At 59.0% G+C, this 13,578-nt stretch carries 17 protein-coding genes; 2 read left to right on the top strand and 15 right to left on the bottom strand.

The features are described 5' to 3' along the window. Positions 1-31 precede the first annotated feature (31 nt). The 5 genes from arsH to JJN09_RS07270 form a co-directional block, all read right to left on the bottom strand. Positions 32-721 (bottom strand): arsenical resistance protein ArsH, encoded by a 690-nt coding sequence (arsH, locus tag JJN09_RS07290; protein ID WP_249486484.1) that lies wholly within the window; start codon positions 719-721, stop codon positions 32-34. Positions 722-732: 11 nt separating this feature from the next. Continuing rightward, the gene (locus JJN09_RS07285) at positions 733-1,203 is read right to left on the bottom strand and encodes an arsenate reductase ArsC (RefSeq protein WP_249486482.1); all 471 of its coding nucleotides are present in this window, start codon (positions 1,201-1,203) and stop codon (positions 733-735) included. Between the two features lie 9 nt (positions 1,204-1,212). Next, entirely contained in the window at positions 1,213-1,560 is a 348-nt protein-coding gene (locus JJN09_RS07280) for a metalloregulator ArsR/SmtB family transcription factor (protein ID WP_249486481.1), read from the bottom strand. 115 nt (positions 1,561-1,675) lie between these two features. Continuing rightward, positions 1,676-2,296 (bottom strand): LysE family translocator, encoded by a 621-nt coding sequence (locus JJN09_RS07275; protein WP_249486479.1) that lies wholly within the window; start codon positions 2,294-2,296, stop codon positions 1,676-1,678. A 43-nt stretch (positions 2,297-2,339) separates the two neighbouring features. Continuing rightward, positions 2,340-2,807: a metallophosphoesterase family protein gene (locus JJN09_RS07270; RefSeq protein ID WP_249486477.1), complete on the bottom strand. Its 468-nt coding sequence runs from the start codon at positions 2,805-2,807 to the stop codon at positions 2,340-2,342. 181 nt (positions 2,808-2,988) lie between these two features. Here JJN09_RS07270 and JJN09_RS07265 point away from each other — a divergent pair, with 181 nt between their 5' ends. Further along, positions 2,989-3,729 (top strand): NAD(P)-dependent oxidoreductase, encoded by a 741-nt coding sequence (locus JJN09_RS07265; protein WP_249486475.1) that lies wholly within the window; start codon positions 2,989-2,991, stop codon positions 3,727-3,729. A gap of 350 nt (positions 3,730-4,079) precedes the next feature. Here JJN09_RS07265 and JJN09_RS07260 read toward each other — a convergent pair whose 3' ends face one another. From JJN09_RS07260 to JJN09_RS07245, 4 genes are all read right to left on the bottom strand, one after another. Next, positions 4,080-4,742, bottom strand: coding sequence for a DUF1266 domain-containing protein (locus tag JJN09_RS07260; RefSeq protein WP_249486474.1), 663 nt, complete (start codon positions 4,740-4,742; stop codon positions 4,080-4,082). Between the two features lie 10 nt (positions 4,743-4,752). Next, on the bottom strand, positions 4,753-5,964 hold the full coding sequence (locus JJN09_RS07255; protein WP_249486473.1) for a hypothetical protein: 1,212 nt from the start codon (positions 5,962-5,964) through the stop codon (positions 4,753-4,755). Continuing rightward, a complete protein-coding gene (locus tag JJN09_RS07250) occupies positions 5,955-8,279 on the bottom strand; it encodes a hypothetical protein (protein ID WP_249486472.1) in 2,325 nt (774 codons plus the stop codon). The genes JJN09_RS07255 and JJN09_RS07250 overlap by 10 nt, the downstream gene beginning before the upstream one ends. 236 nt (positions 8,280-8,515) lie before the next feature. Further along, positions 8,516-9,439 carry a helix-turn-helix domain-containing GNAT family N-acetyltransferase gene (locus JJN09_RS07245; RefSeq protein WP_249486471.1) on the bottom strand — a complete coding sequence of 308 codons (924 nt, stop codon included), beginning with the start codon at positions 9,437-9,439 and terminating at the stop codon, positions 8,516-8,518. A gap of 150 nt (positions 9,440-9,589) precedes the next feature. Between JJN09_RS07245 and JJN09_RS07240 the strand changes: the two genes are divergently transcribed. Continuing rightward, positions 9,590-9,955 (top strand): hypothetical protein, encoded by a 366-nt coding sequence (locus JJN09_RS07240; RefSeq protein WP_249490767.1) that lies wholly within the window; start codon positions 9,590-9,592, stop codon positions 9,953-9,955. A 3-nt stretch (positions 9,956-9,958) separates the two neighbouring features. Here the strand turns inward: JJN09_RS07240 and JJN09_RS07235 are convergent, their stop codons facing one another. The 6 genes from JJN09_RS07235 to JJN09_RS07210 form a co-directional block, all read right to left on the bottom strand. Then, positions 9,959-10,450: a GNAT family N-acetyltransferase gene (locus JJN09_RS07235; RefSeq protein ID WP_249486470.1), complete on the bottom strand. Its 492-nt coding sequence runs from the start codon at positions 10,448-10,450 to the stop codon at positions 9,959-9,961. Between the two features lie 35 nt (positions 10,451-10,485). Further along, on the bottom strand, positions 10,486-11,175 hold the full coding sequence (locus JJN09_RS07230) for a phytanoyl-CoA dioxygenase family protein (RefSeq protein ID WP_249490766.1): 690 nt from the start codon (positions 11,173-11,175) through the stop codon (positions 10,486-10,488). Then, the gene (locus JJN09_RS07225) at positions 11,156-11,479 is read right to left on the bottom strand and encodes a gamma-glutamylcyclotransferase (protein WP_249486469.1); all 324 of its coding nucleotides are present in this window, start codon (positions 11,477-11,479) and stop codon (positions 11,156-11,158) included. Before JJN09_RS07225 ends, JJN09_RS07230 begins: the two co-directional genes overlap by 20 nt. 65 nt (positions 11,480-11,544) lie before the next feature. Beyond that, positions 11,545-12,582: an alpha/beta fold hydrolase gene (locus JJN09_RS07220; protein WP_249486468.1), complete on the bottom strand. Its 1,038-nt coding sequence runs from the start codon at positions 12,580-12,582 to the stop codon at positions 11,545-11,547. A gap of 16 nt (positions 12,583-12,598) precedes the next feature. Next, positions 12,599-13,030 carry a VOC family protein gene (locus tag JJN09_RS07215; RefSeq protein WP_249486467.1) on the bottom strand — a complete coding sequence of 144 codons (432 nt, stop codon included), beginning with the start codon at positions 13,028-13,030 and terminating at the stop codon, positions 12,599-12,601. A 59-nt stretch (positions 13,031-13,089) separates the two neighbouring features. After that, positions 13,090-13,563, bottom strand: coding sequence for a hypothetical protein (locus tag JJN09_RS07210; RefSeq protein ID WP_249486466.1), 474 nt, complete (start codon positions 13,561-13,563; stop codon positions 13,090-13,092). Positions 13,564-13,578: the final 15 nt, after the last annotated feature.

Here is a 13,578-nt window from a genome sequence, read left to right as displayed (position 1 = left end):
CTCGGGCCGTTTTTCTTTGCGTTGCATCGACTCAGATCGAGCGCTGATTGACCCGCTGCATCAGTTCCTCCGCCGACTCCTTGCGCTCCGAGTAGCGATCCACCATATCCGGGCGATCACGCAGCAACAGCGTGAATTTCACCAGTTCCTCCATCACATCCACCACCCGGTCGTACAGCGCCGAAGGCTTCATGCGGTTGCCTTCGTCAAACTCCAGATAGGCCTTGGGCACCGACGACTGATTGGGGATGGTGAACATGCGCATCCAGCGGCCCAGCACGCGCAGTTGATTGACCACGTTGAACGATTGCGAACCGCCGCAGACCTGCATCACCGCGAGGGTTTTGCCCTGGGTCGGACGCACCGCACCGAGCGCCAGCGGCACCCAGTCGATCTGCGCCTTGAACACCGCCGACATCGCGCCGTGGCGTTCGGGTGAACACCAGACCTGGCCTTCGGACCATTGCATCAGCTCCAGCAGTTCCTGGACTTTCGGGTGATCGCCGGGCGCGTCATCCGGCAGCGGCAGGCCCGAGGGATTGAAGATTCGCGTCTCGGCACCGAAGTGCTCCAGCAGTCGCGCGGCTTCTTCCACCAGCAAGCGACTGAAGGAACGCGGGCGGGTCGAGCCGTAGAGCAGCAGAATGCGTGGTTTGTGCACACCGTTGTCGCGGGTGGTTTTCTGAGTCAGCGATAAGTCGAGATTGGGCAGATCGGTCATGACGGCTCCGGTCATAGCAGGCTGATGCGGTCGAGCTCGCGCTTGAGGGCATCGCGATCCAGTTGGGCGAAGGGCAGGGTGAAGAAGGCCCGGCAGCGGGTTTCGATCCGGGCGAGGGTCCCGTGGAAGGCTGCGCTGATGGCGGCTTCATCGCCGCTCACTTCCGACGGATCCTCCAGCCCCCAATGGGCCTTCAAGGCCGGGCCGAAGTAGACGGGGCAGGCTTCGCCGGCTGCCTTGTCGCACACAGTGATGACAATGTCCGGCGGGTTGTCTTCGAAGGCGTCGTTGCCCTTGCTGCTCAACCCGGCGATGGCAATGCCGGCCTCCTGCAACGTGCTCAGGCTGCGCGGCAGCACCTGGCCCTTGGGGAAACTGCCGGCGCTGACCGCCTCGAAACCTTGCGGCGCCAGGTGGTTGAACATTGCTTCGGACAGAATGCTGCGGCAACTGTTGGCGGTGCACATGAATAGAACGCGCATGATCGGTCCTCAGCAGCAGGCAGATGTATTGAGCGGGCGATCGCCCATGGCGGCGAGTCGCGCGCTGTTTTCTTCCAGCCACGTGGTGTTGGCGGCCAAGGTGGCCTGCAACATCTCGCGTACCCATTCCGGCAACTCCGGATTGAGCCGGTAATAAACCCACTGACCCTGACGGCGATCCAGCAGCAAGCCGCAGGTGCGCAATTGCGCGAGATGGCGGGAGATTTTCGGCTGGCTGTCGTCCAGCGCGCAGACCAGTTCGCAGACACACAACTCACCTTCACGGGTGATCAGCAGCGTGGCCCGGGCGCGGGTTTCGTCGGCGAGGCATTTGAAAAAGGTGGCGGGGGTGAGCATGAAATTGCCCTGAACACATATGGAATTTCGAATATACGGATATCCATATGTGTTGAGCAAGTGCTCTGCTTGCTGAATCTTGCATCGGCGATGGAGGGTGATTTGAGTTTGTGAGTCAGCGCTTGCTGAAGGCCAGTCGTGCGGCAAACAACACGAAAATCATCCCCGTGGTGCGATCCATCCAGCGAATCACCTTCTCCCGTCGCAGAAACCCGGACAGCGGCTGCGTCGCTCCGATCAACACCAGTGACCAGATCAGCCCGAGCACGACGTGAATGCTCACCAGCCCGAACGTCCACGGCACCAGTGGTTGGCCTTGCGGAATGAACTGCGGCAGAAACGACACGTAGAAAATCCCGATTTTTGGATTGAGCACATTTCCCAGCATGCCCTTCAAAAACCAGTTTCCCCCCGGCTTGCCATTGGCCTCGGCAGGTGCCAGTGAGCGGCGAGGGCGCAGCAACATGTTCAACCCGAGCCACGCCAGATACGCCGCACCGCAGTACTTCAACAGGTTGTAAGCCAGTTCCGACACCGCAATCAACGCCCCTAGCCCGAACGCCACCGCTGCGCCCCACAGCAGGCAACCTGCGTTGATGCCTAACGCCGCACGCAAGGCCTGTTGCTTGCCTTCGACGGTGGCGGTGCGCAGGACCAGCGCGGTGTCGAGGCCGGGTGTCAGGGTCAGCAACGTGGCGGCGAGTGTGAAAGCGAGAAGGTTGTCGGCGAAGGACATGGCGCGTGAGTTCCCTGCTTTGGATGGGGGAACGGTAGCGGTTTCAGGCGGGGGGATCCAGCAGGGAAATGAGGCGGGGGTCGATTGAGTCGGGTTGTATTTCGAGAATTGCCAGCGTGACCGGCAGCTTGAAACGACGAGGACCGGCGCTACCCGGGTTGACATAAAGACGATCACCGCACCATTCAATGCGGGGTTTGTGGGAGTGGCCGGTGATGATGAGTTTTACGCTGGGGTCGAGGTCGGTGGGAACGTCGGCTATGTCGTGGACGAGCAGGCTTTGCCAGCCGTTGAGGTTTAAGGTGAGGAGATCGGGGAGGTCTCGGGCCCAAGGGCTGTTTAGATCGTTGTTGCCGCGTACCGTATGAAGAGGGGCGATTTCGGCCAGTTGAGTGAGAATGTCCGGGTTGCCGATGTCGCCGGCGTGGATGATCGCGTCGCAGCCTTGAAGCGCCGCGAGAGCCTCAGAGCGGAGGAGGTTGTGGGTGTCGGAAATGAGGCCGATCTTCATGCGGAGCTCCGGGTGGGCGGGGAGTGTATCCATGCTTTTTCGTACGGCCGAGTATTGCTGGTTGGCCTGCTCACCTCTACAGACAACATTCGGCGTTCACACTTTTCACTCATTCTGGACGTTGTGAACCGATCACAAGCCTGAGAGGCTAGCGTCAGGTTTACCATAAGGACATACGGACATGAGCACGCCAAAAATTTTGATCACGGGGGCTTCGGGCCAGATCGGCAGAGCTTTCTGGACAGCACGGGACGATAAATCGGATCTGCGTCTGGCCGATATAGACGTGGCAACACTTCCGGACTCGGCACAACGTTTCTCTCTCGACATCAGGGATCAGGCCAGTTGTCTCGAAGCTTGCGCAGGCATACACACAGTGATCCATCTTGCTGCTGATCCGAACCCGGACGCTGACTTCACGTCCTCCCTGCTGCCTGTGAATATTATCGGCACCTACAACATGCTGTTCGCCGCAAAAGCTCAAGGCTGCAAGCGCTTCATATTTGCGAGCAGTGCCCAGGCGATTGAGGGCTACCCTAAAGATGTCCAGATACATGAATGGATGTCTCCCAAACCAGGCAACCTTTACGGGGTCAGCAAAGCGTTTGGCGAAGCGCTGGCTTCGATGTATGCAAACGATGGTCAAATGACAACAATCGCGGTCCGTATTGCAAACGTCGCCAGATTTCACGCTGGCGAAACCCACAGCCCCCGGGACGTGGCCGCGTTTATCAGCTTCAGGGATGTCGTTGCGTTACTGGAACGATGTGTCGAGGCTGAGCTGAGCGGATTCCATGTTGTCCATGGTGTTTCGGATAACCGCTACAAACGTCTTTCAATTGATCAGACCAGAAAGGCCGTTGGGTACGCGCCGCTTGATGATTCATTCGAGATTCTGGAAGGGCGCACACGATCCGAATGAGTGCAGTGCTTTTGAGTTCGTCTGAGTAAATCAGGAACACATCTGACTGATGCGACAGGAGTAAAAGGGTGGGGGGATTATTTGAAAAATATATCAGTCCCCTTTTTCTTCCGGGACTTAGTGGCCGAGGACTGCTGGAATGAATGGCAACGAGTACGGCTCTCAAGGAAGAAACCCCTCTGACTTGCACTGAAATGAAAGGGACTGATTCTGAGAATTCCCCGCTTTTTCTTACAACAGATCAAGAAGTCGGGAATTGAAGAGACCTGAATGGGGCGGCAGCTTGTATTGCGCCACGCAAAAACAAGATTCCGATCCCATGCAGGCCATCCGATTCTGACACAACGCGCTCACCCAAGCGCTTTCGCCAGAACCAGGTTAAATGCCGCTGGCGTGCGCCAGAGTATGTCGGCCCAAGCACCGCTGCCGGGCGTCAGCAACTGGCGCAGATGCTGTTCATGGAACGCTTCGCCCAGCGAGTCGACGCGAAACGCCGCCACCCACTGCTCGCGCCCCAGTTGGTAGGCTTTGCCGAAATCCTCCCAACTGTCGAAACAGTCCTGCGCCCGTTGCGCATTGAGCAGCAGCACTCGCCAGCCAATGTCGGGCTCGAGCCAACGCATCAGCAGCGCACAACGGACCAGAAACGCCACCCGCACACAGGCAAAGGCCATGGCCGCACGCGGGTCATCGCCAACCTTCAGTGCCTGCAGATCGAGGCCGTACCATCGCTGTTCGAGGGTCGCATTGAAATGCGACCGCACCGCTTCGTCATTGCAATCGCTGCGTATCCCGGCCTGATGCAGCAGCGCTGCCCGCACGATCGTCTGCGCTTGTTCGGTGAAGTGATCGCACGCAGGCGAATAGAAGCCCTCGACTTTCATCGCATCGGCCATGGGCCTGGCCAGCAGCAATGACCAGTGCCTGCGTTGGCTGAACAACCGGGCGCCACGCGGTCTGAATGCTCGCCACAACATCCAGGCTGAAACAACAACTGCGATAAGCAAAAACATGTCGCTCTCCTTACCTTGCCCGGGCTTGCCAGGCCTGGATTTCCTCGGCCATTGGCGAGGTCATTTCCGGCCACGGCACACCTTCGGTGAGGTACAGCGGGGCGTTGGGCTGACGCTCAATGTGTTTGCTGAAAATATGCCGAAGGGCGTACTTGACCGACACCGCCTTCGGGGCAGCCTGCAAGAATTGTTGCGGTTGACGCCCGGCCACCAGCCATTCGACCATGGCGGATGGCGCATAGAGGCGTTCGTACAGTTGCGGATAACGGGCCACCAGGCGAGTCTGGGCGGTCGGGTCGCTGACTTCTTCGATACGCAGCCAGCCGGCTTCGGTACGCACGATGCCGATGGCGATACAGTCGGCGGGCGTCTGCTGGTCGGTGTCCAGGGCATTCAGGCATTGCAGCAGGTCCTGATAATAGCGCTCGACCGGCGGCCGGTTTTGCTTGCCCTTCACTTGCTCGACAGTCAAGGTGCCGTCGGCCTGGACGATCAGGCTGATGGTGATGTGTGGCTGGCCCTGACTGTCACGCAAACTGAACACGCGCATGCGCTGCTGCTCCACCGCTTCGGCATAGCGCTCGCCGTAGCCGCCGGTCAAGGCGCGGCGATCGGCGAACTGGCCCAGGCAGTGGCGCATCACGTAGCTTTCAAAGGCCATTTCCGCGCGCAACAAGGAACTTTCGGGACGCAGTTCCTGCAATACGTGCTCAGCGGTGGTCACCCGTGCAAGCAAGGCCTCGGGCTGGCTCTGACGCCAACCTTGTTCGACCCGCGCCGCCATTTGCGCGTGTTCCTTTTGCCACAGCGCCAGCGCCTGCGGGCAGTTGATACGCTCAAGCTTGCCGGCCAGTGTCGTGCCCTGACGCGAGGTCAGAAACTCCACCAGCAAGGCTTCCTGGGCCAGCAGGGGCGCCTGCTGCGGATCGATCCACACCAGCGGTGCAAGCGAATCCTTGCCGGCGTCGCTCAAATGCCTGACTACCCAGGACGGCGGCTCGGCTCCCAATGCCTCGATAGCCTGCCCCATACTCAGGATTCGCCGCGCTGGCTCGAAATTGCCCACCAGATGACGGTAGAAATGGTTGAGCAACCATTGGCCCACCTCTGGCGCATCACCGCGGGCCTTGCTGCGCTCGGCAATGCCACGCTTGAGTTGATCGGCATTGAGTGCGTTGCGCGGGGCGTAACCGGAGGTTCGCAACTCCGGTGTCACTTCCATATCTGCCACCAGGCTTTGCCGGCCGGTTTTGCCGGCGCCTGCAACTCGGCGATCCACTGGCGGATCATTTCATTGTTTCCCCGATCAACTTCGTTGTTCGGATCACTGCGCAGAATGGAGCGCTGATAATAGGCCACGGCCTCTGCCTTGCGCTCGAGCCTCTTGAGCACATCGCCGGCACAAGCCAGCAGAGAGGGTTCGGCGAGTTCATCAATGACCGGCGCGTAACGTAGCCACAGGCTAGCGGCCGCCTCCGGCAGGCTGTACGACAGATACAGGGCGATTTTCATCCGTGCGAACAGCGGCGAGTACTCCAGCTCCTTGTCGCTGATTTCGCGCTCTTCCTGCCATTTGAGAATGCGCTCCAGCCAGATCAGAATCTCGCGCTCGCGGTCCAGTTGAAACAGGGCGCGGGTGACGTCCTGTATGTAATCTTCCGGGTCGTGGCGGCCGTAGCCATAGTCGGCTGCGTAGTGCCAGAGTTGTTCGGCGGCTTCGGCGATGCCTGGGTTATCGTTCAGCAGAATGCGGTTGTCGAGGATGCCCTGATAATGTTCGGCGAACGGGCTGGCGGCGATGCCACGGCCATGCAACTCAAGGGCCAGACCCATGAGTTTGTCGTTGTAGCAGCGGTAATTGATCGCCAGGTTGTTGCACAACATCGAGTACAGGTGCGCGCAGGCATCGTAGCGGTGCCCGCGGCCGCTGGCGAAGCATTGTTCCATACGGGCCTGGCCGTGTTCGTAAGCAACCTTTTGTACTTCTCGCAGCCGCCACCAGGCCGAGTCTGCCTCCTCGCTAGAAAGCTTCTCGACATGCTCTTGGACCACGCTTTCAAGGGACGTCGCAAAATTGTAGTAGTACATGCCACTGGCCAATAACGGCAACGGCTGGCGCAAGGCATCGGATATGCCGAACACATTGGCATGGGCGCTGAACAGGCTATAGACGCTGCGGTGGTCCTGCAGTTCGCCGGCCGAAACCGCCTCGCGCAGCATCTTCAGTTCGGTGTTGGCGTCGATGCGCCCGGCCTGACGTTCACGCACCGCCATCAGGCGAGTGATCCACGGGTGATTCGGCGCGCGCCGCCGGGCTTCTGCAAGGGCCAGGGTGAAGACGTTGTCGATTTGCTCAAGGTCATCGCGCGCGGCATGCAGTGCGTCGAGCAGCGGGCCCAAGGGTGGCGTCGACTCGTCCCGCCACGGCAGGCCGGACGTGAAGCGCTCCAGCACCCTCTGATCATCACAGGCACGCATCACGCACAACGGCCACCACGCGGACTGGTCCTCGGCATCGAGCAGGCGATCTTGTACCCAGTAGGCGGTGCCCGGCCACATTTCACCGCGCATTTCATAGGTTTCCATGAATGCACGTTGCCCGGCGTCCTCGATCTGGCCGTTTTCAAGCAGCCAGGGCAAATGGAAATCAACGAAGTTGTCACCGCTGCCGGATTCCAGGCTCAGGGTCGCCACTTCACAGATTTTCAAAGCTTCGGCCAGGTTTCCCTGGGCCTTAAGTGAGCGGGCAGCCAGGCGCGCCAGGCGCACTTCCCATTCCCGGCGCTGGGGCAACGACAATTCGGCGATCAACCGCACAACCGGCTGTTCGAACATCGCCAGGCGCAACGGAACGATTTCGATCAGCGCATCGCCCAGCCACAGCCAGTCGTTACCGTCGACATCCTGATCTTCGCCAGCAGTGCGTAACGCGGCAATTGCCGCCAGCGCGGCTTCGCGAGCCTCTTCGTCGCGTTCATGGGCGGCCAGCGCCTGGGCCCGGCGTTGGTGTTGATCGGCATCGTCCCAGGCCCGAAGTGCATGACGGTCGGGGTTGATCAGGGCAAGGGCGTGACGCACTTCGATGGTCTTCAAGGCGACGTCGAGGGTGGTGTGCTGCAGATCTTCGAAAATGCGGTAGCGCCGGTACTGCTCGATGTCGAACGGCAGCGGCTCGTTGGTCAATTGCTGGAGGGTATCGAGCGCCTGCAACAGGCCCGGTTCGTCTTTGAAGTAGTTGTCCAGCCGCAGCTGGTAGATCAGCAGGTTGACCTTGAGTTCGTTGCGCTCATCGTCAGGCGCAGCCTCGATCAGTGCCTGACCGTCGTCGGCCAGTACCGCCCTGGCCGCGTCTGCGTCTCCCGCGTTGACCCACAGCACATGCAGCCGTCCGATCGACTCCAGGGAGGCCGCCTTGAGTGGCTGGCCGCGCAGTTGGCCCAACAGGTAGTCGGCACCGTGTTCCTGATGCTCGACCTCAAGGCGATCCATGAATTGATCCAGCTGGATGCCGGACAGCACGGTGCTGTTTTGCGTCATTGTGAACTCCATTTGCGAATGACTGTGCATCGCCCGATGCGTCCTGCGTCGGTGCCCTCGAGTGGGGCAACAGGTACTCGTGCACGTCTGCCTTTTACAGGTCACGAATGACGAAAGGGATCGGGCAATACAGCGAGGTGCCGCACGCTACCAGTTGGCGTTTGAAAAACCAAGAGCGCGCCGGGAGACAACGCCAATGATTGACGTGCACTCAGCGAATCAGAGGAAATGGAGCATCACAACTCAATCGCCCAGGTCTGACTTACAAGCTCTTTTCCAAAGCTTTGAATTGACTCTTCTTCCATTAATTGAAACCCCGCACGCTGATACAGACGGCGAGCCTCAACCAGATTGCTGGTGGTCCACAGAATCATCTTTTTGTACCCGGCATTCCTGGCAAAACGCAGGCACTCTTCAACAAGTCGGTTGCCGATTCCCAACCCACGCGCACTGGCGTCCACATAAAGCATGCGCAGTTTCGCCGTGGTTTCGTCATGCCGGATAACAAACACCGAACCAACGACTTTGCCGTCCTTTTCCGCGATCCAGCAGCGTTCGCTTGCGGCGTCGAACTCACGCAGGTACTTGGCGACGATCTCGGCGACCAGCGCTTCGAACTCCGAGTTCCAGCCGTATTCGCGGGTGTAGATCACGGTTTGTTGCTGCACCACCAGCCCCATGTCGCCAGGCTGAGGATCGCGCAGCAGATAGGTCGACGGTTTGCCACCCTCCAGCAACGTTTGGATCTGCCTCATGGATTCGATCAATTGCAACTGCTGCGGCTCGGCCAGGCGTTCCAGCAGGGTGATGACTTCTTGCCGCGAGGCCTGTTCCAGCGGGGCGAGGATCGACCGGCCGAGGTCGGTGATGTGCAACTGGCTGGCGCGGGCGTCGGTGGCGGAGGGGACTTTCTGGATCAGGCCTTTTTTGTCGAAGCCGCTGATGATCCGACTCATGTAGCCCGCGTCCAGGCTCAGCATCTGGCGCAGGTCGGCGCTAGTCAGATCGCCGCCGGAGGCCAGTTCGTAGAGGATGCGCAGCTCGGTCAGCGAATAATCGCTTTGCAGCAGGTGTTCCTGCAGAACGCCGATCTGGTGGGTGTAGAAGCGGTTGAATTGCCGGACGATGTCGGCTCGTTCGATGAGAGGGGTCGAGGACATGACGGGTGCTCTATTGTTTGCCTTAGGCAACTATATAGTTGCCTAAGGCAATCAAGTCAAATGAATTGATTGACCCGTTCAGCGCCCCGTATTCTCCCCGGCAAGGACTCTATCTCTCACAAGGAAAGCCCAATGGAATCGCCTGAAATCGTGAAAACTGCTCTTTCGCAAGTCGCTGAACGTTTGCACAAGCGCCGTTTCGCGGTCACGAACAACACCGAGGGACTTTCCGGTGCAGGCACGATTTTTTATTACGAGGTTGACGGCAGCACTGTTTCCAGCACTTACCAGGGCGGCCGGATTCGCATCGGCAATCAAGTAGGACGCGTGACCGGGCCCGATACTTTTGAGCTTCTTTTTCAGTGTCTGACACTGGAAGGCGAACTGCTTGCCGGCTGGTCCCGTGGCACGGTCGGCGTCGATCACGTCGGGCGCACCACGCTGACCTTTGTCTGGGGCTGGTTGTCGGGGGCCACGGGAGGAGGGGAGTCGAGTTACGTGGAACTTACGGCTTAGCGGTCATGCCGGCGACAAACGCATGCCCATGTCGACGGTACGGCTTTCGAACCCGAACTCCGCGTACATCCGTGCCGCGCGTTCATTGAAGGGCCAGACCGATAATCTCAACTCCTGGGCGTGGTGTTCGATGGCCCAGTCTTTGACCCTTTCCATCAATTGACGGCCGATGCCCTTGCCCCAGAAGGCCTCGGCGACGCACACCGAGCCGATGCGCACGATGTTCATGGGTTGCATCAGCGGGCTGGCGCTGGCCGAAAGGCTCGCAGCGATAAAGCCTGCGGGCAATTGACCGACGTGTGCAATGACGACAACCTGACCCGGTTTGTCGAAGTAATTCATCCAGTGCGGCAGGTCACGGGCGAAGTCTTCGGTGGTGGCAGTGTAGATATCGGGCCGGGCCGCGTGGTGGACGGCGTTGAGAATCTGGCCCAGTTCGCAAACGAGCAATGCATCTTCAACGGTGGCGATTCTGTACTGCGTGGTTTCTTCCATGGGGTGTCACGTTCCTTGAGTGTCTGGTGGCTGCTTCAATTCAGGAGATCGAGAACGAAGTCTGTCGGATCGAACCGCTCGGTCGTGTCCATTCTTATGTTTCTGAGACTCACCGTTTCCAGGTGTGTGGCGTAGAGCGATTCAGAAAACCAAGTGATCAACAGGGTGCGGCGGCGTGCGCCGGTCGTGTTCAGGCTGCCGGCGTGGATCAGGTCGGCATCGAAGATCAGGATGTCGCCCGCGTTGCCCGTCAGTTGCTCGGATTGGGATTCGTCAGTGAAATCGAACGGGGGCTCGCCCGATGCAGGGCGATGGCTGCCGGATACGATGCGGGTTGCGCCGTTCTCCGGGCCATATTCGTCGAGATACACCAGCGCGTTGACGGTGTCGCCGGGGCGTTGTGCCGACAAGTCGCGGTGCAGTTGTTGATGACCGCCACCGGCAAGCGGTTCGCGGCCTTCTACCTGGGAAAGAAAGAAGCGTTCGCCGATCAATTCACCCACCACCGCCAGCAATTGGGGCAATCGGCACACGGCCTGAACGGTCGGGTCAGTGTCCAGCAGCGAATGATGCCAGTCGATCCCACGGGGCACGGGCCATTCGCTTGAGGGCCTTACGCCGGTGTCGAACGTGTTCCGAAGCTCGGTCAGCCATGCAGCCGGAATTGCCTGGCGGAGCAGGGCGTAGCCGTTTTGGTGAAGTTGTCTAGCGCAGCGCGTAGACATAGGCATCCGTTGCCGTTCCTTCATCCAAAGTCACCTTGGTCAAAACCCGCTGATACTCGGCCCCTTCAAATTCATCGAGCGCCGCCCAGTGTTGCTGGAAGTTTTCGGAAGAGAACACAAAGCCTTCAATGACATCACCATCGTCAGCAATCACCAGCCCGGGAAAGCCCATCGCCGCACCCCAGCCGGCGTGCGACAGGCGACCCTTCAGCGAGGCCGCCTGCCAGGTGCCACCGATGTTCAACATCACATGTTCATTCGGTCTGCCGGGGCCCAGGGTTCCATAAACGAAGAGACGTTCCACGATTGCTCCTGACGATCAAAAAGGAGGGATCCTGACGTATCACGAAACCACAGGCAACACCGTCATCAGTTGGGAAGTGAGCGGGTCAGAAACCCGTCGATCAACGCCACCACCTGTTGCTGGATCACCTCACGCGAACGACCGCCGCCATCCCCGCAAATGATGCCGTCGCCTGGCGAGTCTTCTTCAAGCAACTCCACCGCGCCGGGCTTGCACGAGGCCACGAAGCTGAAATGGCTGGCGTCGCTGATTTCTACGTATTGCGATGTTGCCGAAGGCAGTCGCTTGGCGAGATTGGCCGACTCCAGTTGGGCGGGCAGGTCTTCGGACGGCACGCCAGCGCCAATCACCAATGTCGGAATCGGCAGTGCGGCGAGGCTTGCGTCGGTCATCCCCCGTGACAGGCCCAGGTCCAGTGACACGATTGCGCCGACGCGTTTGTCGCTCAAGTCCGCGCTCATTCGGCCTTTTGATTCTGGCGTATCGGCGACGTTGATCGTCTTGTAGACCGAGCAACTGGCGAGTTTTTGATGGGCTGCGCAGTCCTTCGCAAAGCGCTCGGTATCGAAACGTGAGCCGGCGAGTTCGAGCGCGGTCCAGCCGCCGAGTGAATGGCCAGCCACCGCAATTCGACGCATCGAAACGCTACCCAACTGCGCGGACTGAGCGGTGACCGCATCGATGACGCGGCTGATGTCGGCAGGTCGTTGCCACAACTGTGCAGCGGCTTGCGCACTGCGGTCATGAGTCGTGGTGCCGGGATGGTTGACCGCCGCCACGATGTAACCCTGACGGGCCAACGCAGTGGCCAGCCACGCCTGGTTGCTCCAGTTCCCTCGGTAACCATGCGAGAGCACCAGTAACGGATGCTCTCCGGCAGTCGGTGGTGCATCGCGCACGGCGGACGTCCCGACGAACACAATATCGTCGGCAATCAACTGCGGGGTGGCGGTGGTCTTGGCGGGATACCAGACGACCATCTCCAGCGGACGGTTGTTTTGCGCGTCTGGCAGTGTGGAGGTCCGGAAACCAATGGGGTTTTCGTCAGCGTGTGCGCTGGCCGAAAGGCAGATCAGAAGCAGGAGGCCGAAAGCTTTTTTCATTGTTTTTCTTCCTTGATCAAATCGGGCAAACGGGACGTTCGCCCAAACGTTCTACCAGTCTTACAAGATAACCGTCCGGGTCCTGGACGATAAATTCTCTTTGGCCGACTTCAACATCGTCAGCGCGATACCAGGTGTCTTTACATGCTCTATAGAGTTGAAACTGCGCGACGCCAAGTTGTTCGATGAGGGGGGCGACGGCCTCAACGTCTATCTGCAGGTTGATACCTCTGCCGAAGGGTTTGCTCAGTTCCGCCGTCAGCCACTGACCTGCATTCGGTTCAACTTGTTCGAGCATGACTTGAGCGCCATTCAGATCGAGATAGGCGAAGCCATCTTCAGGGCGTTGATAGGCGATGTTGAATCCCAGGCAGCCGACCCAGAAAGCGAGGCTGGTCTGCATATTTGTGACCATTAACTCTGGAACCAGTTTGTTTCGTACAAACATAAGGTGAATTCCGTTTCATTGGATGTGTTGCCAAGGGAGCAGCCGCTTTCTATACGAATCTAGTTCACATAAGGCTCATTCAGCTTATCCAGCGCCTCGACGATTGCGGTCGTTTGCGCCTTTGCTGCATTGTCCATGACCTGATCAACCAGGGCCTGTACCTCCACGACTCTGTCGAACAGTGCGCGACCTTCCTTGGTACTGGAGAGAATGCTTTCGGTTTCCTCGATACTCTTGTTGTTGGCACGAATCATCACTTCGAGTTCTTCTTCGGTGAAATGATCGGCGTAGACATCAATGATCTGGCTTTTGGTCGCTTCTCTATCCAGGTTTTTTGTCACGACTTCACGAATGGAATCGTTCGGCAGTGCCCAATAGTGTGAGTTGAAGAATTCCAACAACACCTCCAGGCGGGACTCGAAGTCGTCGTACCGAGTGGATTCAACCAGCTCCCGCGCTTTGTCCTTGCTGCCACCACAAGCAGTCAGAGCCACTGCAAGTAACATGGCGAACGTTATTGTTCTCAAACCCATGAGCGTCTTTCCTTG

Source organism: Pseudomonas sp. HS6, from assembly GCF_023375815.1.
Classification (GTDB): domain Bacteria; phylum Pseudomonadota; class Gammaproteobacteria; order Pseudomonadales; family Pseudomonadaceae; genus Aquipseudomonas.
The sequence above is the reverse complement of the archived record's forward strand: the minus strand, read 5'-3'. Positions and strand labels throughout refer to the sequence as shown.